At 51.5% G+C, this 22965-nt stretch carries 25 protein-coding genes and 1 tRNA gene; 12 read left to right on the top strand and 14 right to left on the bottom strand.

The window, feature by feature from the left end; all coding sequences use genetic code 11:
• Positions 1 to 10: 10 nt before the first annotated feature.
• Complete coding sequence (locus ACP15Y_RS00345; RefSeq protein ID WP_424981032.1) at positions 11 to 298, top strand: hypothetical protein; 288 nt, start codon at positions 11 to 13, stop codon at positions 296 to 298.
• On the opposite strand, the gene ACP15Y_RS00340 is transcribed toward ACP15Y_RS00345, so the two are convergent.
• The 3 genes from ACP15Y_RS00340 to mgtE form a co-directional block, all read right to left on the bottom strand.
• A complete protein-coding gene (locus tag ACP15Y_RS00340) occupies positions 295 to 1209 on the bottom strand; it encodes a division plane positioning ATPase MipZ (protein WP_424981031.1) in 915 nt (304 codons plus the stop codon). The two genes, ACP15Y_RS00345 and ACP15Y_RS00340, sit on opposite strands and share 4 nt — an antisense overlap.
• Before the next feature lie 115 nt (positions 1210 to 1324).
• Positions 1325 to 1750: a DUF1489 family protein gene (locus ACP15Y_RS00335; protein WP_424981030.1), complete on the bottom strand. Its 426-nt coding sequence runs from the start codon at positions 1748 to 1750 to the stop codon at positions 1325 to 1327.
• Between the two features lie 375 nt (positions 1751 to 2125).
• Complete coding sequence (gene mgtE / locus ACP15Y_RS00330) at positions 2126 to 3544, bottom strand: magnesium transporter (RefSeq protein WP_424981029.1); 1419 nt, start codon at positions 3542 to 3544, stop codon at positions 2126 to 2128.
• Positions 3545 to 3831: 287 nt separating this feature from the next.
• Between mgtE and ACP15Y_RS00325 the strand changes: the two genes are divergently transcribed.
• The 4 genes from ACP15Y_RS00325 to ACP15Y_RS00310 all read left to right on the top strand — a co-directional run bounded on the left by ACP15Y_RS00325 (position 3832) and on the right by ACP15Y_RS00310 (position 6343).
• Positions 3832 to 4146 (top strand): DUF2282 domain-containing protein, encoded by a 315-nt coding sequence (locus tag ACP15Y_RS00325; RefSeq protein WP_424981028.1) that lies wholly within the window; start codon positions 3832 to 3834, stop codon positions 4144 to 4146.
• A gap of 73 nt (positions 4147 to 4219) precedes the next feature.
• On the top strand, positions 4220 to 5095 hold the full coding sequence (locus ACP15Y_RS00320; protein ID WP_424981027.1) for a DUF692 domain-containing protein: 876 nt from the start codon (positions 4220 to 4222) through the stop codon (positions 5093 to 5095).
• On the top strand, positions 5082 to 5870 hold the full coding sequence (locus tag ACP15Y_RS00315) for a DNA-binding domain-containing protein (protein WP_424981026.1): 789 nt from the start codon (positions 5082 to 5084) through the stop codon (positions 5868 to 5870). The genes ACP15Y_RS00320 and ACP15Y_RS00315 overlap by 14 nt, the downstream gene beginning before the upstream one ends.
• Entirely contained in the window at positions 5867 to 6343 is a 477-nt protein-coding gene (locus ACP15Y_RS00310; RefSeq protein ID WP_424981025.1) for a DoxX family protein, read from the top strand. Before ACP15Y_RS00315 ends, ACP15Y_RS00310 begins: the two co-directional genes overlap by 4 nt.
• Positions 6344 to 6349: 6 nt before the next feature.
• Here the strand turns inward: ACP15Y_RS00310 and ACP15Y_RS00305 are convergent, their stop codons facing one another.
• The 3 genes from ACP15Y_RS00305 to ACP15Y_RS00295 form a co-directional block, all read right to left on the bottom strand.
• Positions 6350 to 7855 carry an ArnT family glycosyltransferase gene (locus ACP15Y_RS00305; protein WP_424981024.1) on the bottom strand — a complete coding sequence of 502 codons (1506 nt, stop codon included), beginning with the start codon at positions 7853 to 7855 and terminating at the stop codon, positions 6350 to 6352.
• Between the two features lie 57 nt (positions 7856 to 7912).
• Positions 7913 to 7999, bottom strand: a tRNA-Leu gene (locus tag ACP15Y_RS00300).
• Between the two features lie 73 nt (positions 8000 to 8072).
• Positions 8073 to 8306, bottom strand: a complete 234-nt coding sequence (locus tag ACP15Y_RS00295; RefSeq protein ID WP_424981023.1) for a FliM/FliN family flagellar motor switch protein — start codon at positions 8304 to 8306, stop codon at positions 8073 to 8075.
• Positions 8307 to 8441: 135 nt separating this feature from the next.
• On the opposite strand from ACP15Y_RS00295, the gene lipB reads away from it, so the two are divergent.
• The 7 genes from lipB (at position 8442) to folK (ending at position 16065) form a co-directional block, all read left to right on the top strand.
• Positions 8442 to 9128, top strand: coding sequence for a lipoyl(octanoyl) transferase LipB (lipB, locus tag ACP15Y_RS00290; protein WP_424981022.1), 687 nt, complete (start codon positions 8442 to 8444; stop codon positions 9126 to 9128).
• An 83-nt stretch (positions 9129 to 9211) separates the two neighbouring features.
• The gene (locus tag ACP15Y_RS00285) at positions 9212 to 9772 is read left to right on the top strand and encodes a DUF4282 domain-containing protein (RefSeq protein ID WP_424981021.1); all 561 of its coding nucleotides are present in this window, start codon (positions 9212 to 9214) and stop codon (positions 9770 to 9772) included.
• Between the two features lie 154 nt (positions 9773 to 9926).
• A complete protein-coding gene (locus ACP15Y_RS00280; RefSeq protein ID WP_424981020.1) occupies positions 9927 to 12974 on the top strand; it encodes an aminotransferase class III-fold pyridoxal phosphate-dependent enzyme in 3048 nt (1015 codons plus the stop codon).
• 50 nt (positions 12975 to 13024) lie between these two features.
• Entirely contained in the window at positions 13025 to 14377 is a 1353-nt protein-coding gene (gene rimO / locus ACP15Y_RS00275) for a 30S ribosomal protein S12 methylthiotransferase RimO (RefSeq protein ID WP_424981019.1), read from the top strand.
• Positions 14377 to 15228 (top strand): dihydropteroate synthase, encoded by an 852-nt coding sequence (gene folP, locus ACP15Y_RS00270; RefSeq protein WP_424981018.1) that lies wholly within the window; start codon positions 14377 to 14379, stop codon positions 15226 to 15228. The genes rimO and folP overlap by 1 nt, the downstream gene beginning before the upstream one ends.
• Before the next feature lies 1 nt (position 15229).
• Positions 15230 to 15619 carry a dihydroneopterin aldolase gene (folB, locus tag ACP15Y_RS00265; protein ID WP_133571205.1) on the top strand — a complete coding sequence of 130 codons (390 nt, stop codon included), beginning with the start codon at positions 15230 to 15232 and terminating at the stop codon, positions 15617 to 15619.
• Positions 15619 to 16065: a 2-amino-4-hydroxy-6-hydroxymethyldihydropteridine diphosphokinase gene (folK, locus tag ACP15Y_RS00260; protein WP_133571206.1), complete on the top strand. Its 447-nt coding sequence runs from the start codon at positions 15619 to 15621 to the stop codon at positions 16063 to 16065. Before folB ends, folK begins: the two co-directional genes overlap by 1 nt.
• Before the next feature lie 352 nt (positions 16066 to 16417).
• Here folK and ACP15Y_RS00255 read toward each other — a convergent pair whose 3' ends face one another.
• From ACP15Y_RS00255 to rplQ, 8 genes are all read right to left on the bottom strand, one after another.
• Complete coding sequence (locus ACP15Y_RS00255; protein ID WP_424981017.1) at positions 16418 to 17200, bottom strand: ATP12 family chaperone protein; 783 nt, start codon at positions 17198 to 17200, stop codon at positions 16418 to 16420.
• Entirely contained in the window at positions 17200 to 17862 is a 663-nt protein-coding gene (locus ACP15Y_RS00250) for an HAD-IA family hydrolase (RefSeq protein ID WP_424981016.1), read from the bottom strand. The genes ACP15Y_RS00255 and ACP15Y_RS00250 overlap by 1 nt, the downstream gene beginning before the upstream one ends.
• Positions 17859 to 18236 (bottom strand): DUF1801 domain-containing protein, encoded by a 378-nt coding sequence (locus tag ACP15Y_RS00245; RefSeq protein WP_424981015.1) that lies wholly within the window; start codon positions 18234 to 18236, stop codon positions 17859 to 17861. Before ACP15Y_RS00245 ends, ACP15Y_RS00250 begins: the two co-directional genes overlap by 4 nt.
• Positions 18236 to 19228: an RluA family pseudouridine synthase gene (locus ACP15Y_RS00240; RefSeq protein ID WP_424981014.1), complete on the bottom strand. Its 993-nt coding sequence runs from the start codon at positions 19226 to 19228 to the stop codon at positions 18236 to 18238. The genes ACP15Y_RS00245 and ACP15Y_RS00240 overlap by 1 nt, the downstream gene beginning before the upstream one ends.
• A complete protein-coding gene (crcB, locus tag ACP15Y_RS00235) occupies positions 19225 to 19605 on the bottom strand; it encodes a fluoride efflux transporter CrcB (protein ID WP_424981013.1) in 381 nt (126 codons plus the stop codon). Before crcB ends, ACP15Y_RS00240 begins: the two co-directional genes overlap by 4 nt.
• 33 nt (positions 19606 to 19638) lie before the next feature.
• Positions 19639 to 20967 carry a replication-associated recombination protein A gene (locus tag ACP15Y_RS00230; protein ID WP_424981012.1) on the bottom strand — a complete coding sequence of 443 codons (1329 nt, stop codon included), beginning with the start codon at positions 20965 to 20967 and terminating at the stop codon, positions 19639 to 19641.
• Between the two features lie 3 nt (positions 20968 to 20970).
• Entirely contained in the window at positions 20971 to 22380 is a 1410-nt protein-coding gene (locus ACP15Y_RS00225) for a DegQ family serine endoprotease (protein WP_424981011.1), read from the bottom strand.
• A gap of 144 nt (positions 22381 to 22524) precedes the next feature.
• Entirely contained in the window at positions 22525 to 22953 is a 429-nt protein-coding gene (rplQ, locus tag ACP15Y_RS00220) for a 50S ribosomal protein L17 (protein ID WP_424981009.1), read from the bottom strand.
• Positions 22954 to 22965 lie beyond the last annotated feature (12 nt).

Raw genomic sequence — 22965 nt, 5'->3', positions numbered from 1 at the left:
GAGTAACTCAATGCAACATGATGACAGCTTGAATAATTTGGCAGCGTTCACGCCAAAATCGCCACTTGCGTCTGACGACTATAAACTGCGTCGCGCCACCCTATTGGGCTTGGCACAGCAAATGGTGGAACAAAGCGCTCGCAAATCTGTCGGGGAAATGCTCAATTCTGTGTTGGCAATCTCAACGCGCACACGTCGGATTTTGAAACCTGTTGTTTCGATTGAATTGGACGTGTTTTCCCCAAATGGCAATCGGGCCATTTTGTTGGACTATCACGCCCCAAAAGCTGAAGACTAGACACCTAGTGAAGGGCTAGCAATGTGCTCAAAAGCTGGCTGCTCTTGCACCCGCTTTTGCCATTCCGCACGCCGCGCGCGACGCTCTTCCAAACGTTCACGCACAGGCAAGTTGAGTGCATCGACCAGATGCCGATATTCTTGCCGCGCGCTCACTTGCGCCACGCCACCACCTGGCAGCAAATCATCACCCAACTTATCAAATACAGTTAGGCCCGATGCGAACAGCGAGCGGAACGCAACACGCTCGGCAATGCCATCCGCCATACGACAACCAAGCCGCCGGACAATATGTTCAATCGCCATTTGCACATTGCGCATATTGCGTGATGCCAATGTCGAAATTCGGTTACGCACGATAACCCAATCAATAGTTCTGCCATCAATGGCCAGTCGCTCTTTGCGCGCTTGCTGCACCAAGCGGGCATAATGACTGGCTTTCCGAATTTCCAACGAAACCGGGTTGATGTCAGCCAGCACATCCAAATCAATCAAACTGTCATTGACCGGCGTGATCAACGTATCCGCCAAGGCATGACTAAGGCGGGTCAGATGCGTATCAAAGCCAGGTGTGTCGATGATCAGGAAATCAACCCTGCCCTCAACTTCGCCGACAGCCTGCCGAAATAGCGCAAACTCAACACGCTCGCGTTCAGCCTTGCTATCATTTTGAGCATTGGGCAGATGGTAATGGGTTGAGTGCGGGATGGTAAGTTGATGTACACGTGCCCAATGGCGCCGGTTTTTCACATAATGTGTCAGTGTCTGCTGTCGGCTATCGGTGTCGATCGTGGCAACTTTATATCCCTGATAAAGCAAATAAATAGCCAAATGAAAAGCGGTCGTGGTCTTGCCAGATCCACCTTTTTCATTCCCCAAAACAATCACATGCGCGCCCGAGCGTTCGGCCATGTGCAATTCCCTCTTCCCATCAACGAAGATAAGAGTGCGCCAGAACACAAACCAGTGCAAGTCACCAGTTTTGTTAGATCAAAATTTACCTTAACAGAAAGAGTAAACCAAGTGGTTAAAGAAGGCCGAGGGCATCTAGCTCCGCTGCGAGCTCGGGCGGCAGGTCTTCATCGTCATTCTGTGAAATGTCGTTGGGAGCATCTTCCGGCTTCAAATAGCGCCAGCCCTGAAACGGACGTTTGGGCCGCGGCACCGTGCGGAAAATTTCCGAATCCATCACAATATCGCAGCAGGACTTGCCTTCGTGATCGGTGGCGTCTGCCAAATCTACAATGCGTTGCCGCGCCGAGATTTTGCCGCCCATTACCCAATAGATCGACCCACCGACGAGCAGCTCTTCCTTACGCTTTGGCGTCATGCGCGTACGATGCACATGCAAGCCATCGCTACGGCCGCGCCCAGTTTCACGCAAGAAGTCGCGATGCGCAATTAGCTCATCGACAGTTTTTACACCAACACAAAGTTTAATCAGATGAATCATAGATATAGTTTGTCGTCTCATGCGCCAAAACGCAATCAACATCCAGCAATATAGCGTTCGACAAAATGAAGGGTGCGCCCGATATCGGTACGCACCCTTAAAACTCAACTCTCAACGCTAGATTAGGCGCCGATTAATACGGATACGAGGAGCCCTACAGACAGCAGACTTACGAAAGTCCAGCTCGCGGCTCGCCAACATACAGCCTTGGATTGGCTACGCATGTCGCCTCCTGTTGTTGTTAATCCTGTCCCGCCGATTATGCACCAGCAAGACCTTTAGAGTTAATCAAATCTTACCAAACTAGCAAGTGCAAAATATGCATGGCACTATTGTGTGGATGAAATAGTGGACAAGTCTGTTAAGTGCGAAGGATTAGAACAGATTGAACGCCATGGCTGCGATGTAAAGAAAAGCCATAAAGCCCACTACATCGGTCACCGTGGTCACGAACGCGCTTGAAGCAATGGCAGGGTCAATCTTCAGCTTATCCAAGCCCAACGGAATGAGGATGCCAGACACCCCTGCCGCAATCATATTGATCACCATCGCCGTGCCGATAACTAAACCTAGTAGCGGATTGGCAAACCAGACGGCGGCCACCACGCCGATTACAACAGCAAAAACCACACCATTGACGACACCAACCAAAAACTCACGTGTAATGAGCCGGCGGACATTATAGCTGTCCAATTCACGCGTCGATAGCGCGCGCACGGCCACTGTCATGGTCTGCGTACCAGCATTGCCGCCCATCGACGCCACAATAGGCATCAGAACGGCCAGCGCCACCATCTGCTGAATGGTCGCATCAAACATACCGATGACCAACGAGGCAAGAATTGCAGTAACTAAGTTGACGCCTAGCCATGTGAGCCGTGAGCGCACGGCGTTCCACACATTGCCAGAGATTTCTTCATTACCCACACCAGCAAGGCGCTTGATATCTTCGCCCGCCTCTTCTTGGATCACGTCAACAATATCATCGACCGTCAAAACACCAACCAAACGGCGCGTATCATCCACCACGGCCACTTCCACCAAGTCATAGCGTTCAAACACGCGTGCCGCTTCTTCTTGGTCTTCTTCGGCTTCAACCTCGATGATGGTCGAGTTCATGATATCTTTGATCACCGCGGGGCGCTTCGCCCGCAACATGCGATCCAGCGCCAATGTACCTAAAAGATTATAACTCGGGTCAACCACATAGATCTGGTGGAAATCATCCGGCAGATCATCTGCTTCCCGCATGTAATCGATGGTTTGTCCAACGGTCCAAAACGGTGGAATAGCGATAAACTCGGTCTGCATCCGCCGACCGGCTGTTTCTTCCGGAAAGTCGAGCGACCGCTTAAGCGCCAACCGCTCAAAGGTCGGCAACGCCTCCAAAATCTCCTCACGGTCACCGCCGCCAATATCTTCAAGAATATAAACAGCATCATCGCTGTCCAAATCTTGCACACCGCGCGCAATGTCTGTGTTCGGCAACAGTTCCATCAGCTCAAGACGCACCGCGTCATCAACTTCAGTCAGTGCCGAATAATCAAACAAGTCACCAAGCAAATTGATCAGCTCGAACCGATCCGCAGCAGAAATTGCTTCAAGCACATCACCCACATCAGACGCGTGCAATGGCGCCAAATAGCGCGCAACTTCATTCTCATCTTTAATAGCGATCAAATCGACAAGTTGATCAATCCAATCGCGATTGAGCCGATCATCTTCGTCGCGCAGCGGCGGAATCACATCCATTTCTGCATCGTCTGCCCAATGTGCGTTTTCTGCATTCGACATATTTGCCTCCTTGGATGTGAGATGGGGTGCGCTTGCACCTGTGTTAGCGAATTCGCAGGCAAAAGGCCACCGAATTGTGGCAATTTGAGGCATAACTACTGCCATTATATGACAAATTTTCACCTCGCGAGACAGCCGACATTTCCATCTCGCTCACAAACGTCTCACACCAAAGTGATAAAATCGTCCCTAAGCGTTATTTTCCTTTTGCCTGCCAATTCGCCACAAAGGACACAGCAGATTTTCTGCGGAACAACTTTGTTTATAAAATCTCATTGGAGGACAACATGTCTAAAGCGAAAACCACAACAAGCCTCGTAATCGCCAGTGCCGTTGCAACTGCAGTTGCATCATCAGCTTCCGTTGCACCAGCACTTGCTGAAGGCGATATGGAAAAATGCTTTGGCGTTTCACTTGCCGGTAAAAACGACTGCGCCGCAGGCCCTGGCACATCATGTGCAGGCACATCTAAAGTAGACTATCAGGGCAATGCATGGACATTGGTACCTGCTGGCCTTTGCGAAAACACAGAATTTTGGGCGAAAGTATTGCCTGGTGATCGCGCAGGTTCATTGGAAGCAATTGAACGCGATATGTCATAATCGACGAGTTCACTACTCTTCCATTCTCGCGCGGGGGGAAAGCCCCCGCGCTCCTTAAAGGGAGGCAACCAAAATGACGCAAGTAAATTTGAAGCCGGAAATCGGCGTTGGTTTTAAGCCAGAACATTTTGGCGATATCCAAGAAAACCAACCAGACCTCAGTTTTTTTGAAGTGCACGCAGAAAACTATATGGGCGATGGTGGACCACCCCATGCCATGCTGCGCGCACTTGATGAAAATTACGACCTGTCGGTTCACGGCGTCGGTCTTTCCATCGGTAGCGACGGCCCCCTAGACCGCCCCCACCTGATGCGGCTGAAAAAGATCGTCGATCGGTATAACCCCAAATTAGTCTCAGAGCATTTGGCGTGGTCCAGCCACGATACCGAGCGCAACATGCTGTTTCTCAACGACCTTTTGCCGATCCCTTACACTCAACGCACGCTCAATCGCGTTGTTGACCACGTGGATGAGATCCAAGAAACGTTAGGGCGCACCTTGATGATGGAAAACCCATCGACCTATGTCGCGTTCAGTGAAACGGAGATGGACGAAATCAGCTTTATCACCGAAATGCAAAAGCGCACGGGCTGCAAATTGATCCTCGACGTAAACAATGTGCACATCTCGGCCAACAACCAAAAGCTGGATGCCTATGACTATCTGGATCGCTTCCCGCTACACGCAGTTGGCGAAATCCATCTCGCCGGACATGCAACCGACACAGATGACGACGAGCAACCTTTGTTGATTGACAGTCATGACCGTCAAGTGGCGCCACCAGTGTGGGACCTTTACCGATATGTCGTGAAAAAGGCTGGTCTGCGCCCAACACTGATCGAGTGGGACAATGATGTGCCCGATTGGCCAACTTTATATGCAGAAGCCGTTGCCGCGCGCGACACCATGTTAGCGCAAGTTGGGGAGCCGACCCATGCGCTCGCCTAATTTCCGCAACGACCAAACCAGCTTCGCGCGCGCCCTTTTCCACCCTGAAGAGGAAGGCCCAGAAAATTTGGTTGATCCAAAAGGCTTCCCTGCACCTAAACGCTTTGGCGTTTATCGCAACAATGTTGTGGTGAGCCTTATCGATAATTTGGCCAGCACTTTTCCTGCGTGCAAATCGTTGGTTGGTGACGAGTTTTTCCGCGCGCTCGCCCGCGAATACGCCCTAAACTTTCCGCCCAACTCGCCCTTGATGATCTATTATGGCGACGAATTCGCACAATTTCTAAGTCAGTTTAAACCCGCGCAACAAGTGCCGTTTCTGTCGGATATTGCCGACATTGAATATAAGCGGATTAAATCCTATCACGCGGCCGACGGGCATCAATTTGACCCAGCGACGATACAAAACATACCGCAAGAAGCATTGGACAGCGCCAAGCTGAAACTACACCCTAGCTTTTTCTGGTCCTACTCGCGCTTTCCAGCGCACCAAATCTACAAAAGATCTTCTGCAGGTGAAACGCTTGAGGGAATTGGATTCGACCAGGCTGAAATCACCCTAATTTGCCGCCCGGAATGGTCGGTCACCACTGCTTCAATTCATCCCTCACATCGGGCAGGATTAACCGCACTGACCGCAGGTTTTTCTCTGGAAACAACCGTAGACATTGGCCTCAAATCTGATCCAGACTTTGACCTGCAAGACTTACTCACAAACCTGCTCGCCATTGGCGCGGTGGAACAATTTTTGCTTAAAAACGGAGACCCATTATGATCGGGACAATCTTTGGCGAATTTAAACCGCTCCGCCGCTTTGGCATGCTCCCTTATGTAATCCTGTCGGTAGCATTATTGGCCGTACGTTTCTTTGTGGCCATGCCCTATTGGAACTCCGGATGGACTAAGTGGGCTTCATTTCCGACACAAATCAACTCTGGGGCAAAATATTTGTTCAGCCAAGAATATAAGCTGCACATCCTTGGCACGGCATACGACATGCCCTTTCCAGAGTTGCTGGCCTATTTTGCCGCCCTCGGCGAAGTGGTGCTCCCCGTCTTGTTGGTGATCGGCCTATTTTCACGCTTTGCCGGACTCGGCCTTCTGGGTATGACTTGCGTCATCCAGCTCGTCTATCCAGGCGCCTGGGCACTACACGCCCAATGGGGCCTCGCCGCCCTAACCGTCTTCATTTGCGGCCCAGGCATCTTCTCACTCGATGCAGGCATTCGCAAACTGATCAAAGCTTAGTGCAACTCACTCAACCTCGACATCATTCGGGGTTGAGTTTTTGCCGAGATAGATTTCGTACCAGTAGAATTCTATGCCCAGAGCTTCAATTGTAAATTCTTGCACTTTTTCAAAGCTTTCAAATTTACGCCGCGCAGCATCTAGATCTCCAAAATGATCGTGCAAAATAAGCGCTAAACTACCTGTCGACGGTGACTTAAGTTGCCAGAAATCAAATTGGGACCGCTTATCTGACAGATCAAAAATCTCTTTTTGATCCATGGCATATGCCAATTGACCTGCCGTCGGATAACCAGTTGTTGCCAAAACATCTGGGTTATATGTCGCCTGCAACTCTTCAACATTTTGGGCAACTTTATCCCAACCATGCATGCGGCCAACTTCAACATTTTTCGCCCCGACCAGATAATCAAATGGCAAAATCCCGTAGCTTACCAAGCCATAGGCAATAAAAACAAAACTCGTCAGTACATGGGCCCAAATCAACCAAGCCCACCGCAAATAGAGCAACATGAATATAATCATCAACGCGTAAGCCAAATCGCTCCAGTACCAATGAACCGTGCCGCGAGCAGCAAAAACGATAAAAACGCCAAGCGATGTCAGAATGGTAATTTGCGCCAACCGCACGCCTAGCTTTGCAAAGGCGCTGTCGTAGCGCCGTGGCCAAAAAATGCCAATAAGTGGAATGAGCAGAAAGACGCCAAAATAAAGCGCGGTTGAAAATAGATAACGTGCAAATGTGCCCGCATTTATACCCTCAAATGCCTTTAACTCATACCGATCGCTAAAATGCAGTTGGAAAGACGCCCAATCATTTTGCAAATTCCAGATCAACACAGGTGCCATACAGGCAAATGTAAGCACGCCCGCAAGATAAATATGTTTTTGCTTCAGCATGGGGCGCAATTGACTGCTCAGCAACACAACCAAAGCAACGGAAACACCCAAAAACGCGGCAGCATATTTGGTTAGCCCCGCCAATCCAAGCAGTAGCGCCGCTAAGTACAGCCCTTTTACGTCTGTGCCGTTATCTTCTGCGAAGCGAGCAAAATAATCCGTGAAACAGTAAGCAGCGGCGATGCAAAGAAATAGCATCAGATGGTCGTGATAAACAATTGTCGTCCACACAAACAAGGTAGGAGACGCAAGAAACACGACCAGCATAATCAGGAAGCTTTGCTTCGAATTTTGCGGAAAAAGACGTTGCGCAAAGAGCCACATAACGTATGCCGTGCCTGCAAAGCTGAGCATAGCAGGAAGGCGAAGACCAAACACATTTGTGCCAAAAATGCGGTCACTAACGCCCAAAATCCACGCATTCAAAGGCGGATGGTCAAAATATGACCAATCAAAATGCTGCCCCCAAAGCCAGTAATAGGCCTCATCCGCTGCCACTTTGGTGAAGAACGTAAAGCCAAGCTTTAAAACGAGCAAAAGCCCCACAAAAAAGATCAGCGCCTTTACCGGTAAAAACCGAAAGTCGCGATACTGAATAGATGCCCCTACCACAACTGCCCCCCCACATACAAAAAAACCTGCCCGAGGGCAGGTTCTTTTAAAACAATTTGGTGCGGTCGAGAAGACTCGAACTTCCACGGGTGTTACCCCACAGCGACCTCAACGCTGCGCGTCTACCAATTCCGCCACGACCGCATAATCGTCTTAAGCGCGCCACCATTTATCAAATGGTCATGAAGCGCACAAGCTCTATTTATAGTTTTTTTGATTAGGGCTGCTTCGTGATCTTTTCCAAGACTTCAATTGAGAGTTGCCCCTCGTCAATCTTGATTTCCCCAGTCGCAACAAGTGTTTTGTTGGCATAGATCTTAAGCGGATCAAATTCTGTTGCATCCAATTCAATCACCGCACCGCGGCCCATACGCAGCAAATGATGCACTGGCATTTTGGTGGCGCCCAGTTCAACAGTGATATCAACATCAATGGATTTTAACGCGTCCATATATTTTCGGCCCTTAGCGACAGAATCAGGTCATTGCACCTCAAAGGTTTATGGCATAAACCAGATGCGTTGCAATTGACCTTGCACCAACCATGGTTATTTAAATCTTAACAAAAGCCAAATTCGCCACACATTATGTCTCAAAATTCAACAGTTTTGCGCCAAGATCAGCGCCCCACGCAATGGGAAATCTCAGACCATCAGGTGGAATATCCTGCGGCATTGGCCCGCATGAAGGACCATGTTGAAAAACTGGTGCGTGGTGAGGCTGAAGAATTGGCATGGCTGCTGGAGCATCCCCCGCTCTACACAGCGGGCACCTCAGCGCAAGCGGCAGACCTAACGGACCCAAACATGCTCCCGGTGTTCGACGCAGGGCGCGGCGGGCAATATACCTATCATGGTCCCGGACAGCGGGTTGTTTATCTGATGCTCGACCTCAAACAACGTGGCCGCGATGTACGCGCGTTCGTGCGGGCCATGGAACAATTGGTGATCGACACCCTTGCCGATTTCAACATTGAAGGCGAACAACGCGATGGCCGCGTGGGTGTTTGGGTTAAACGCCCCGAAAAAGGTTTCGGCAAAGAAGATAAGATTGCCGCCATTGGCGTGCGTGTGTCGCACTGGGTGAGCTTTCACGGCATTTCGATCAACCTGAACCCTGACCTTGATGACTATCGCGGCATCGTACCCTGCGGCATCACCGATCAAGGCGTCACAAGTTTTGAGGATCTCGGCCAATTGGCTTCCATGCCTGAACTAGATGGCGCCCTCCGCAGGAATTTTGAGAATATTTTCGGCCCCACGATCAGGGTTTAACTCCCGGTTGCACTGGCCATTTTTCCCCCACCTATGCTAAAGCTGGGCATAGATCGCGTGAACTTCCACATAAAGGTGACAAAATGAACACCGAAGACATCAAAAAACTGGCCACCAGCGGCACAATTTTCAACCTAGATCGAATGATTGCACCGAAAATTATCAAGCTGCTCTATTTGCTCGGCTTGGGCACCATTGTGTTGTGGTCGATCAATCATCTATTTGCCACCTTCGCTGATTCATTCGGCTCGGGCCTCTGGGGTATTCTTGAGGTAGGCATCTTCGGCCTCGGCGCATTCGTCGCACTACGCGTACTATGCGAAACGCTACTCGTTTTCTTCAAAAAGAACGAAAAGCTGATGGAAATCCAACAGCCTGTGCGCCCGGCTCTATCAATTTTTGATGATGTAAAAGACGCGTTGGAAGAACTCGCTGAAGATGATGACGATATGCAGGCCATCGAGCAGCAGGCCACCAAACCAAAGACTAGCGCCGCAACTGCAACTAAAACCACCACAAGCACAACCAGCAAACCGCGCACAACTGCGGCAAAATCATCAACACGCAAGGCACCAGCCAAGCGCAAAGCCCCAGCGAAAAGCTCGACAACTACCCGTAAAACAACAAAAAAACCTGATGCGTAAATACTTCCGCAAATTTCTGGATTTGATGGGTTCATGCAGGATATGCATGAACCCATTTTTATATATCGTGCAAACCGCCTGCAAAAACGGCTCCATTTCAGGAGAAAATTGGATAAGATAACCCAAACAAATCCAATTAAAGGTCTCCCCACCTATGTCAGCCTTTGAATTTGCCCCTCCTCACTTCACCGAGCAAGACGTCGCTGAAATGCTAAGCGCCAAATACGGCATGTCCGGCACGCCGCGCGCCCTTGAAAGCGAACGCGATCAGAACTTTGAAGTAAAAACTGATCAGGGCAAATATGTCTTCAAGATCGCCAATGCGGGTGAAGATATCAGCTTTTTGGAATTGCAAAATGACAGCCTCACCTTCTTGAAGGACGCCGGATTTAACGGGTGCCCAGAAATGGTACTCACCAATGCACACGAACAAATGTTCGTGGCGCAAAAGGATGGACAAGATTACCACATCCGCCTACTGACTTTCTTGGATGGCGACCTTTATTCCCAAAAACCTGTTTCGTTAGACCGCCTTGCAGACCTTGGCCGTTTTATGGGCAAATTCTCAAAGGCCTTTAGCGGTTTTTATCGCCCAGCGGCGCACCGGCCAGACTTTATTTGGAATCTCGACAATGCATTGGCTGCGGAGGAATATTTCCCTTCAATCGCCGATCCAGCGCATCGAGAGCGTGCCGAGCGACTCTTCGCCCATTATCGCGCGGAAACTGCACCGAAGTTGCAACATTTGCGCATGGCAGTGATCCACCAAGACGCCAACGACAATAATTTGGTGATTGATCCTGCGAACGAAAACAAAGTCACCGGCCTCATCGATTTTGGTGATATGTGCCATGGGCGGCAGATCAATGAGTTGGCTGTGACGATGGCCTATGCGCTGATGGATCAAGATGATCTATTTGCCGCGTCAAAGGCTTTGGTGAACAATTATTGCGCTGAATTTCCGCTATTTGCCGAAGAACTGGATGTACTGTTTGACCTGATACGCATGCGCCTCACCGTCAGCGTGGCGATGTCTTCGCACCAGATCAAGGCCCATCCAGAAAATGAATATTTGCTGGTGTCGCAAAAGCCCGCCTTGGAGCTGCTTGATCGTCTGGACGATGTTGACCCCCGTTTTATGACCGCCCTGTTCCGCCATGCAGCAGGTTTAGACGCTGTAGATCATGCAAGCCACATCATCGCGTTTCTCGAGCAAAATCAGCCCAATACCGCCTCGCTATTCAAACCGGACTTCAAATATGAAGCGCGATTTATCATCCCGGCTGATGGCAGCGACGCGACGATCCCGCCTTTCAGCGATAAATCCTTTAACGCTTGGTTCGACGAGAAATGCGCCAAAGAAGAAGCCCGCTTTGGCATTGGCCGTTATGGCGAAGACCGCACTGTTTATCAAACCGATGCCTTTGCCTCCAAACTGTCAAAAGAACGCCGCACCATCCATATGGGCGTGGACGTGTTTGTACATGCTGACGAGCCACTCCACGCGCCAATGGCGGGCGAAGTCTATGCCGTGCATGACAATGCGTTTGAGTTGGATTATGGCCCGACACTCATTTTGAAGCATGAGACGGATAAGGGCGTGCCGTTCTACACCCTTTACGGCCACCTCTCCCGCTCGATCTTTGATCTGCACCATGTGGGCGACAAGATCGAGAAGGGCCAATTGATCGGCCATATTGGCGATTGGGACGTGAATGGCGGTTGGTATCCGCACTTGCATTTCCAGATCATGACCTCAATGTTGAGCCAATCCACCAATTTCAACGGCGTAGCCCACAAAAGCATGTGGGACGTGTGGCAGCAAATCTGTCCCAACCCGAATCTTTTGATGAACCAGCCCCCACAAACCTTTGAAATTGATGAGCAAACACCAGACAAGCTAATGCAGCGTCGCGCCGATTTGCTCGGCCCGTCATTGAGTGTTTCTTACAAGAAAAAGCTCAAAATGGTGTCCGGTAAAGGCGTGCATTTGTACGACCACACGGGCCGCGCGTTCCTCGATTGTGTGAACAACATCACGCATATCGGACATTGCCACCCGCATCTGGTGGAGGCGATTTCGCGGCAAGCAGCAATTCTCAACACCAACACGCGCTATTTGAGCGAGTTGGTGCTGGATTTTGCGGAACGCATCACTTCAAAAATGCCAGACCATCTTTCGGTCGCCTATTTCGTCAATTCCGGCACCGAAGCCAACGAATTGGCGCTGCGGATTGCGCGACAGGCCACAGGCCAGAAAGACACAATTGTGCTGGATTGGGCTTATCACGGTAACTCACAAGGTGCCGTTGATGTCAGCCCTTATAAATTCAAGCGCAAAGGTGGCTTCCCACAGCCCGACTTCACCCATATCGCCGAATTCCCCGATCCTTTCCGCGGCCCCTATCGCTATGGCGACAATGATGCCGGCGCGAAATATGCGGAAGATGTGAAACGGCGTATCGCGGAAATCAAAGCCAAAACGGGCAATGGTGCAGCAGCGTTCATCGCAGAAAGCATTTCCGGCGTTGGAGGCCAAGTTGCCTACCCCGAAGGCTACTTCAAAACAGTTTATGAGGCGGTACGGGCCGAAGGCGGCGTCTGCATTGCCGATGAAGTGCAATGTGGCTTTGGCCGTGTGGGCGAGCATTTCTGGGCCTATGAGCTGCAAGATGTGGTGCCGGACATGGTGGTGATGGGCAAACCCATCGGCAACGGCCATCCCCTTGCTGCCGTGGTCACCACCAAAGAATTGGCCGATAAGTTCAACACGGGCATGGAATATTTCAACAGCTTTGGCGGCAACCCCGTTTCCATGGCTGTGGGCATGGCGGTGATGGATGTGATTGAAAATGAAGGCCTTCAGGCACATGCCAAAGAGCTCGGCAATTACATTTTGGGCCGTTGGCAAGAGATTAAAGACAAATATGATCTTGTGGGCGATGTGCGCGGGCATGGCCTATTTCTCGGCATGGAACTGATCGAAGATGAGCAATTGACCCCTGCCACAGAAAAAGCTGGCGCCATTGTCAACGCCCTGCGCGACCGCTCCATTTTGTTCTCAACCGATGGCCCGCTGGACAATGTGCTGAAATTCAAGCCGCCCATGGTGTTTAGCCGCGAAAATGCCGATTTTATGTGCGACCAGTTGGATGAGGTGATTGGCACATTCTCTAAGCCACAGCACTTGTGCTTGACGTAGGATTTGAGTGCGTTAGAAAGCCCATTCAAATCCTATTAAAGGCCGAACGGATGAACCAGAACCCAACCATTGGACTTGTGAGCCTTGGCTGCCCAAAGGCGCTCGTCGATTCAGAACGCATTTTGACCACCCTGCGAGCGCAGGGATACAATTTCTCGCAGTCCTATGACGGCGCGGATTTGGTGATCGTCAACACATGCGGCTTTTTGGACAGCGCCAAAGCTGAAAGCCTTGAGGCCATCGGCGAAGCCATCAATGAAAATGGCAAAGTGGTCGTCACTGGCTGTTTGGGCACCGAAGAGCAGTTGATCCGCGATACGCACCCTAAAGTGCTGGCGGTTTCTGGCCCGCATCAATATGAGGCCGTGGTTGATGCGGTGCATTCAAACTTACCGCCCGTACATAAGCCATTTGAAGATCTAGTGCCTGCCGATGGTTTGCGCCTCACGCCGCGCCACTATGCCTATCTGAAAATTTCTGAAGGCTGTTCCAACCGCTGCACCTTCTGCATCATCCCGTCTATCCGCGGCGATTTGCAGTCGCGTCCGGTGGCCAGCGTTCTTTATGAAGCCGAACGGCTGGTGAAAGCGGGCGTGAAAGAAATCATGGTGATTTCGCAAGACACAAGCGCATACGGCCAAGACATCAAATATGCCACCTCACGCTTTCATAAGCGCGATGTGGAAGCGCGGTTCCACAATCTTTGCGAAGAGTTGGGCGAATTGGATGCTTGGGTGCGCCTGCACTATGTTTACCCCTATCCGCATGTGGACAAGACCATCCCGCTAATGGCCGAAGGCAAAATTTTGCCGTACCTCGACATTCCATTCCAGCATGCAGCGCCAAACGTGCTTAAAGCCATGCGCCGCCCAGCCAATCAGGTCAAAACCGCCGATCGCATCAAACATTGGCGCGACATCTGCCCGGATTTGGCGATCCGTTCTACCTTCATCGTGGGCTTCCCCGGCGAAACCGAAGACGACTTCCAACAATTGCTGGATTGGCTGGACGAAACTCAAATTGATCGCTTGGGCGCGTTCCAATATGAGCCAGTGACCGGCGCCGTGGCCAACGAAATTGAAGGCGTCGTGCCCGATGAAATCAAGCAAGATCGGTATGATCGCTTGATGGTGAAGGCCCAAGCCATTTCCGCCGAACGGTTACGCCAAAAGGTTGGCCGCGAGATTGACGTGCTGATCGACGATGTAGCCCCTGAAGACAACCGCGCTCTCGGCCGCAGCCAATGGGATGCGCCAGATATTGATGGGCAGGTATTTATCGACGATGTTCAAGGCGTGAAACCTGGCGACATGGTGAAGGTCAAACTGGTTGATAGCGACGAATATGATTTGTTCGGCGAGCCAACACAGCCTGAATTTGTGGCCAAACCTGCAGCCGAATAATGCATCAGGAATTCAAATGGCAGCTCAAGTCGGGTGAAATCACACTGGGACAAATTCCCCTTGTGATGGGCATTCTCAATGTCACACCCGACAGCTTTTCTGACGGGGGTGACTTCACCGACCGTGAGAAGATTATCGAGCAAGCCCAAAAAATGGTCGCGGAAGGCGCGCATATTCTGGACATTGGCGGCGAGAGCACCCGCCCCGGATCAGAGGCCGTTGCCGCGCAAGAGGAACTCGACCGCGTATTGCCCGCCATTGATGCCCTCAAAGAATCAGGCATCACCGCGCCCATCTCTATCGACAGCTATAAGGCCATTGTGGGCCAGCAAGCCATGGAAGCTGGAGCCGAGATCATCAATGATGTGTGGGGCTTTCAGCGCGATCCAGAACTGGCTGACGTCGCTGCCCATTATGGTTGCCCCGCCATTTTGATGCACTGGGATCCCGACCGTGATCGCGAAAAAGACTTGATCGGCGAGATGAATCGTTTCTTTGAGAAGAGTCTGCAAATCGCTGAAAATGCAGGCATTTCCAGGTCGCAAATCGCTTTGGACCCTGGCTTCGGATTTGCCAAAGACTTTGACGAAAATTACGAATTGCTGCGCCGGGTGGATGAGTTGCACGCGCTGGGCTATCCGTTACTCATCGGCACGTCGCGCAAATCCATGTTTGGCAAATTGCTGGGCAATACCCCAAAAGAACGGGTTGCGGCCACCAATGCCTCTACGGTACTTGCATATGAAAAAGGCGCGCATATATTCCGCGTGCATGATGTGCGCGAGAATCTCGACGCACTGCAAGTCGCCAAGGCCATGCTCTATGGCCCGCCACCGCCAAAGGACGTTTAATATGGTTCGCACTGACCGTATCGAAGATAAAATCATCCTCTCCGACCTCGCCTTTTATGGCTATCACGGGGTGATGATGGAAGAAAACACATTGGGCCAGCGCTTTCGCATTGACCTTGAATGTGGCGTGGACTTGCGCGAACCGGGCAAAAGCGATGATGTGGAAACAACCATCTCCTATGCCGACATTTTTGAATTGCTGCACGAAGCCATCACCGAAACTCGATTCAAGCTAATTGAAGCATTGGGCCAACATATTGTTGATCGGCTGTTTGAGGCATTCCCGACAATCGAATGGATTAAAGTGCGCGTGCGCAAACCAGAGGCACCGATTCCCGTTGTGTCTGGCGAGTTCGCCATCGAAATCGTTCGAGACCGGGAGACAGCATAATGGCACGTGCTTGGCTGGCCCTTGGGGCAAATATTGGCCGTCCGCGTGCCCAATTGAAAGAAGCGCTGCGCCGACTGGACGCGCACCCGGACATTCATATCATCAAAAAATCGACCATCATCGAGACCGACCCTTGGGGCAAAACCGATCAAAATCCATTTCTGAATATGGCTATTGAAATTGAAACGTCGCTCGGCCCCGAAGGGCTGTTAGATGCTGGCTTGATGATTGAAGAAGCCATGGGCCGCAAACGCGACGAGAAATGGGGCCCTCGCCTCATCGACATTGATGTGATTGCCTATGGCCGGAAAGTCATCCAAACGGAACGCCTGTCCATTCCGCATCCCTACGCTCATGAACGCAGCTTCGTGACAGATCCGCTGGAAGAAATCGAGCCTGCCATTGTGGAATGGCTGCGCGAACATGCCGCTAAATCACAAAGCTAGGCCATATAGTTAGCTGATTTTTCGGAATCAGAATTTTAGGTTTCATCACCAATCTCTCCACCGTCACCCCAAGACTTGATCTTGGGATCCAATTCAAATGTCAGCTCGAAGAAACGCTGAGGTTTCCCTCACATACCTTTCTACAAGCGGAAAGCTCAACTGGATTGCAAGATCAAGTCTTGCAATGACGTGGGGGTATATGACGGTGCAGTGTTTCTAAAATTTTGGCATTGGTCCCGGCTAAAGGCCGGGCCGGCCACAAGGATTTTGGCCTGCTTATGAATTCGGCAGCCCCGGACTTGATCCGGGGCCAACTCACCGCATAAATAGATATTTCAAGTCAAGGACTTATCTAGACTTCCAGACTCAAAATATCAAACAGGCGCACGGCAGCGTCAAAATCTTTGCGCTTATATTCGCGCGCCGCCATGGCTTGGTCATCTTCGCCCCATTGGCTGGCTTGATAATCCTCATCGACATAGGCAGCCGACCAAACTTGCTCTGCATCAAAATGCCCTTCGCGCAGACCAATCGCCAACAAGGCTGAGCCCGTTATGGCTGTGATCGACATGGCAGCAAAGGCAGAATAAAGACCATAGCGGTTGACGAGCGCCTCGATCTTATCAAGGCTCTCTTGTAGCTGTGCCACATGGATCACGCCCCCGGCCAACTCAAACTTTGTTCCGTACTCACGTTCGAAAACGCTCAGCGGCGCGTCCCAATGTTTGCGTTGTAACTCAACAAGGCTGTCCGGCCCCTCCGCCCGATAAAACAGCAAATCAGTGCCTGTATATTTGAGCAGCTCTGCCCGCACAGGCGCCAAATATTCGTCACCACTTTCAACAATCGTGTTGCAAATGCGCGTAAGCGGCATTTTGGCGGGATCGATTTTTTCCTCAACTGCAGCCCATTCGTCTGCCACCATTTGGGCCAATTTCGCGTCCGGGTATCCAACGGTCTTTTTGCCCGGCGTTTTGATCGGCTTGCCATCTAGCAACACACGATGCTGGCCCTCGGCCTCATCCGTAGACACGTCTTTGTAGAAACGCTTGGGCAAAGGCTGCTTCGCATGTTCCTGCGCGCGACCATACCCATCATCAATATGTGCTTCTGCCTCTTTAAGAATTTCACGCATTAGCCAATAAGTCCGTCAATTGCTTCGTCAATATGTTCATATTTGTCGATCACGATATCCGCGCCATGCTCGAGCAAATCTGCTTTATCATGATACCCCCATGCCACACCAATCGCCTTCACATTGGCGGCTTTGGCCATTTGCATATCAAAGCGCGTGTCGCCCACCATTACGGTGCGGGCCACCTCAACGCCTGTTTCATTGATCGCATTGTGCAACATGCCTGGATGTGGCTTTGATGGGTTATTATCAGCTGCTTGCAATGTCACAAAATGGTGGCCGAAATCATGATTATCAAACAAACGGTGGATACCGCGCAAATGCTTGCCAGTGGCAATGCCCAGCAAGGTGGTTTCATGCGCACCCAACCGATGAATGGCATCATAAGCCCCATCATAAATATGCTCGATATGCGGCTCGTCTGTCACTTTACCAAAGAAATAGTCGCGATAGTGCCCGGCAAGTTGGTCGACAAGCGCGTCATCATGCTCTTCCAACAAATGGCCAATGGCCGTTTCTAGCTTCAATCCGATGCCATGGCGCACATCTTCAGCGCTTGGCAATTTGAGTTTTTCTTTGTCGAACGCATAATGCGCCGCATCAATAATAATGTGGGCACTGTCAACAATGGTGCCATCGACATCAAAAACCACCAGCCTCATAATTTCTCCGCTTTCGCCCGCAACCCTCCGTCAGGCAGTGTTTGATCATAGACAATTGCAGCCTCAACCAGCGCCCCAAGACCCGCTTGATCAAGATCAGATCGTTTGCGAATTTTCACATGCCGCATGGACTTACCTGAGCCTTCCAGCAAATTTTGCGGATCGGCCAGCTTGCTGCCCATATGAAATTGGATATTGACGTGCCGCTTCTGCCCGCAAACTGAAATCAATGTCGAATTGCCCACAAATGAAGGAAAGCCCCAACGGGTCATTTGGCCTAACTGCGGCGCTTGCACCCGCAACCAGTCATAGCTGGCATGCGCCAACGGCCTCACCTCGTCATTCAACTTTTCAAACTGCGAGAGGTCAGCCATCAGTCCTCGTCCAACTCATCATCTTGCGGATCATATTGCGACGCATTGAAGCCGAACAAGTCAAATGTCTGCTGCATATGCGATGGCAACGGTGCTGTGATGTCCAAACGATGCCCGTTTGGCAATGGCAGCGCCAAGCGGCGTGCGTGCAAGTGAAGCCCTTTGCCAGCTTCCTCAGGCGCTTCCCAATTTTCAAGCGAGAAATAGCGCGGGTCATGCAAGATTGGCGTGCGCATCTGCGCCATATGCACCCTCAATTGGTGCGTGCGACCTGTTACCGGCTTCAGGGTAACCCAGGCGACTTGACCTGCGGCATCATCCGTCACCGAATAATGGGTGATGGAGTGCTGTGCGCCCTCCTCACCATTTTCCACCACATGCATTTGCTCGCCATCTTCGGTTGCTCGGCGGGCGATGAAGCACGAAATTTTGCCCTGCTTTGGATGCGGCACATGGGCAGTGATCGCCCAATAGATTTTGCGCGCTGAGCGCGAGCGAAAGACCTTGCCAAAATGCGATGCAGCCGTGCGCGTTTTGGCCACCAATAGGCAGCCCGACGTGTCCCGGTCCAGCCGATGCACCAAACGGGGCTTCTCGCCCTTTTTGTTGGGAATACTCTCCAGCATCTTATCCAAATGCCGCTTTGTACCTGAACCACCCTGCACAGCCAGTCCGTGCGGCTTATTCAGCACCAGGATGGTGTCATCCTCATAAAGAGTAATGTCGCGCAAAAATTGCACATCTTTTTCATTGATCGGCTTTGGCTTGCTCGGCTTAACGCCAGCATCTGCAATCGGCGGCACACGCACAGTCTGGCCAGTTTCCAAGCGCTGATTGGCTTTCACACGGCCTTTGTCTACTCGCACTTCGCCTTTGCGGATAATCCGGTTTAAGCGCGAAAACGGCAAATCAGGAAAATGAATGGAGAACCAGCGGTCCAGCCGCATACCATCCTCTTCCGGCGTTATTTTTCGATGTTGAACACCACTCATATTGCACTCCCGCGCACCAATGCCATTGCCGCGAACAATGCTGCAATAGACAGAACAACTGACAAGCCCACATAAAGCAATGCAGACATGGTCTGCCCCCGCTCATAAAGGCTGATAAAATCCAGCGAGAAGGCTGAAAAGGTGGTGAACCCGCCGCAAAAGCCTGTCGCCACCAGCAAACGCGCTGAGTGTGACCAGTCCGGCGTGTGCCGCGCCAACAGGGCAATCACCAACCCCATCGCAAAGGAACCAACAATGTTCACTGCCAAGGTTGCATAGGGCCAACCTGTAAGGCCCATCCGCATGATCAATTGACCAACACCAAAGCGCCCCATGGCCCCAAATGCGCCACCTAATCCTACTAACAAATAGGACATGACTGTCCTTCCCGCTTCAAAAACTGTTTAGAGCTAGCTTTTGCCCGTTTGCCGCTTTAAACGCAAGCGTTTGAAATAATCAATGCGCTTTTGCAGATCACGCTCGAAACCACGCTCCACCGGTTCATAGAACGTTTGCCGCCCCAATTTCTCAGGAAAATACTCCTGCCCCGAAAAGGCATCGGGTGCATCATGGTCATACATATAGCCATCGCCATAGCCTTCAGATTTCATCAGCTTGGTCGGCGCATTCAATATCACCTTGGGCGGCGTCGGCGATCCCGTGTTTTTCGCCACGCGCATCGCTTGGTTGTAAGCATTATAGACCGCGTTAGATTTCGGCGCGAGGGCCAGATAAACAGCGGCCTGCCCTAGCGCAAGCTCGCCTTCCGGCGATCCCAACATTTGATAGGCATCCCGCGCGGCTACGCATTGCGGCAACGCATGGGGATCTGCCAAGCCAATATCCTCCACCGCCATGCGGATCAATCGGCGCGCGATAAACATCGGATCTTCCCCGGCCACAAACATGCGCGACATATAATAAAGCGCTGCGTCCGGGTCTGAGCCGCGAATTGTTTTGTGCAACGCCGAAATCAGGTTGTAATGACCGTCTTGCCCCTTGTCATAAACAGGCGCACGCCGCTGTACCAAAGCCTCGAGCGCCTTTTGGCCAAGCACTTCATCTTCTTCGGTTGCGGCATAAACCTCTTCTAATAGCCCCAGGAGCGCCCTGCCATCGCCGTCCGCCATCTCGTACAATGCACGACGCGCATCGTCGTCCAGCGGCGTTTTACGGCCTTCAAGCTCAGCCGCGCGATCTATCAATTGCTCGGCCGCCTCGCGGTCATGCGACTTAAAACTCAACACCTGCGCACGCGACAACAGCGCTGCATTCAACTCAAATGATGGATTTTCCGTGGTGGCCCCAATCAAAACAATGGTGCCATCTTCCATGACAGGCAAAAAACTATCTTGCTGCGCTCGATTAAATCGGTGGATCTCATCCACAAACAACAAGGTCTTTTTACCATTGGCCCGCATCTGCTTTGCGAGCTCGAAGGTCTTTTTAAGGTCAGCAACACCGGAAAAAATCGCAGATATTTGGTGGAAGTGATAGTCCACCTGATCCGCCAGCAACCGCGCGACAGTTGTTTTGCCTGACCCCGGCGGCCCCCAAAATACAAGCGAGCCAAGGCGGCCCGACTTGATCATCCGTGTCAACACGCCGTCGTCCCCCACCAAATGGTCCTGCCCCACAACCTCTTCCAAGGTTTTGGGGCGCAACCGATCTGCTAAGGGCCGATCTTCAAATTGTTCATTGGGCGTAGCCGGAGCATCCGCGCCAAACAAATCCGACATAGACTATCCGCTGACAAAAGAGTTTATCACTCGATTACCACGCTGAATGGTCAAACGCCAGCCACGCGCGCCTTCACCCACAAGCTCTTGGAAGCGAGCAAGCGTCATATTGCGTTCGCCATTTAATGACCGGATCACGTCACCCGGCCGCAAGCCAATGCGTTGAGCCGGAGAACCTCGCTGTACCTGCAACACAAGCACGCCTTCCAAGTTGGCCGGCAAGTCAAGCTCGTCACGATAATATCCATTGAGTTGAACCAACACCGCGCCAGTGAAACGCGAATTGCCCTTCACCGTGATTTGACGAATCTCAGCATCGTGGTCCACTTCCTCAAGCGGCATACGCAGCTCCACCTCTTGCCCGCGCCGCAACACCAACAAATTTGCCTCGCCACCAACTGGCTTGGTGGACAAGCGGAAGTCAAATGCTTCGGGATCTTCAACCATACGATCATCCAACATGAGGATCACATCCCCAGACTGAAGCCCTGCTTTGTCAGCTGGTCCCTTTGGATAAATCTCGGTGACCAACGCGCCACGATTGCGCGGTAAACCAATTGACCGTGCAATGTCGCCTGTAACCGCTTGTAAACGCGCACCCAGCCATGGCCGCACCAAATCGCCACCATTCTGCGCCGCATTCAGAATAAACTGCGCCATGCTTGAGGGGATTGCGAAGCCAATACCATTTGAGCCGCCAGACCGCGAGAAGATGGCCGTGTTGATGCCCACCAAACGGCCATCCATATCCACAAGCGCCCCACCGGAGTTGCCCGGATTAATCGCCGCGTCTGTTTGAATGAAAAATTGGAAGTCACTCACGCCTACCCCTGTTCGGGCCAATGCCGAGACAATGCCGCTTGTCACAGTTTGGCCCACACCGAACGGGTTTCCGATCGCCAGCACCAAATCACCGACCAACAACTCTTCAGAATCAGCAAACTCAAGTGCACGGAATTGCTCGCCACCCGCATCCTTGATCCGCAAAACCGCCAAATCTGTTTTCTTGTCGGCCAAAAGCAATTCTGTGTGATATTCGCGGCCATCGGCAAAGCTGACCCGAATATCGTCTGCCCCGTCCACAACGTGGAAATTTGTGAGAATGGTGCCATCAGATTTCACCACCACACCGGAACCCAACGACTGGCTTTTGCGGGGGCGCCGCTCAAAAAAAGGACTATCGTCACCAAAGAAACGTTGAAAGAACGGATCATCAAACATGCTATCGCGCTGCACGGTCATCTTTGTGGCATAGACATTGACCACAGCAGGCGAAGCCTTTTGCACCACAGGCGCATAGCTCAACTGTACCTGCGCACGATTTTGCGGCACTTCACGCGCCTCTTGGGCGATGCTCGACTGGATCAGGCCAAGCGTGGCCAACATAATCAGCAATGCGCGGAAATAAGGCATGAGATGATCTCCTCTCAATCTGTGGTGAGTCAGCATGATGATAAAACGCAATAAGGCAGATATAAGATCAAATTTACGTCAGACAAAACAAAAGCGCCCCCAAAAGGGAGCGCTTTAAAAACTTTCGCAATTGAAAGCTGAAACTTACGCTGCGTCTGCGTCTTCAGCTTCAACACGCTCAGCAGTTGGGCCAGAATCGGCACCTTTTGCTGATGGGTCACGGTCAACCAACTCGATAACCGCTACTGGTGCGTTGTCGCCATGGCGGAAGCCGGCTTTCAACACACGGGTGTATCCACCCTGACGGTCTTGGTAACGTGGGCCCAATACGTCGAACAATTTTTTCGCCATAGCCTCGTCGCCAATGCGAGAAGCTGCGATACGACGTGAGTGCAAATCACCTTTTTTCGCCAAGGTGATCAACTTTTCAACGATTGGACGAAGGTCTTTGGCTTTAGGCAAAGTTGTAACGATCTGCTCGTGCTTAATCAGCGCTGCAGACATGTTAGCAAACATCGCTTTACGATGGCTTGCTGTCCGGTTCAACTTGCGACCAGCTTTGCGGTGGCGCATTCTATTCTCCTG

Source organism: Maritalea sp. S77, assembly GCF_049801075.1.
Classification (GTDB): Bacteria; Pseudomonadota; Alphaproteobacteria; order Rhizobiales; family Devosiaceae; genus Maritalea.
The sequence above is the reverse complement of the archived record's forward strand: the minus strand, read 5'-3'. Positions and strand labels throughout refer to the sequence as shown.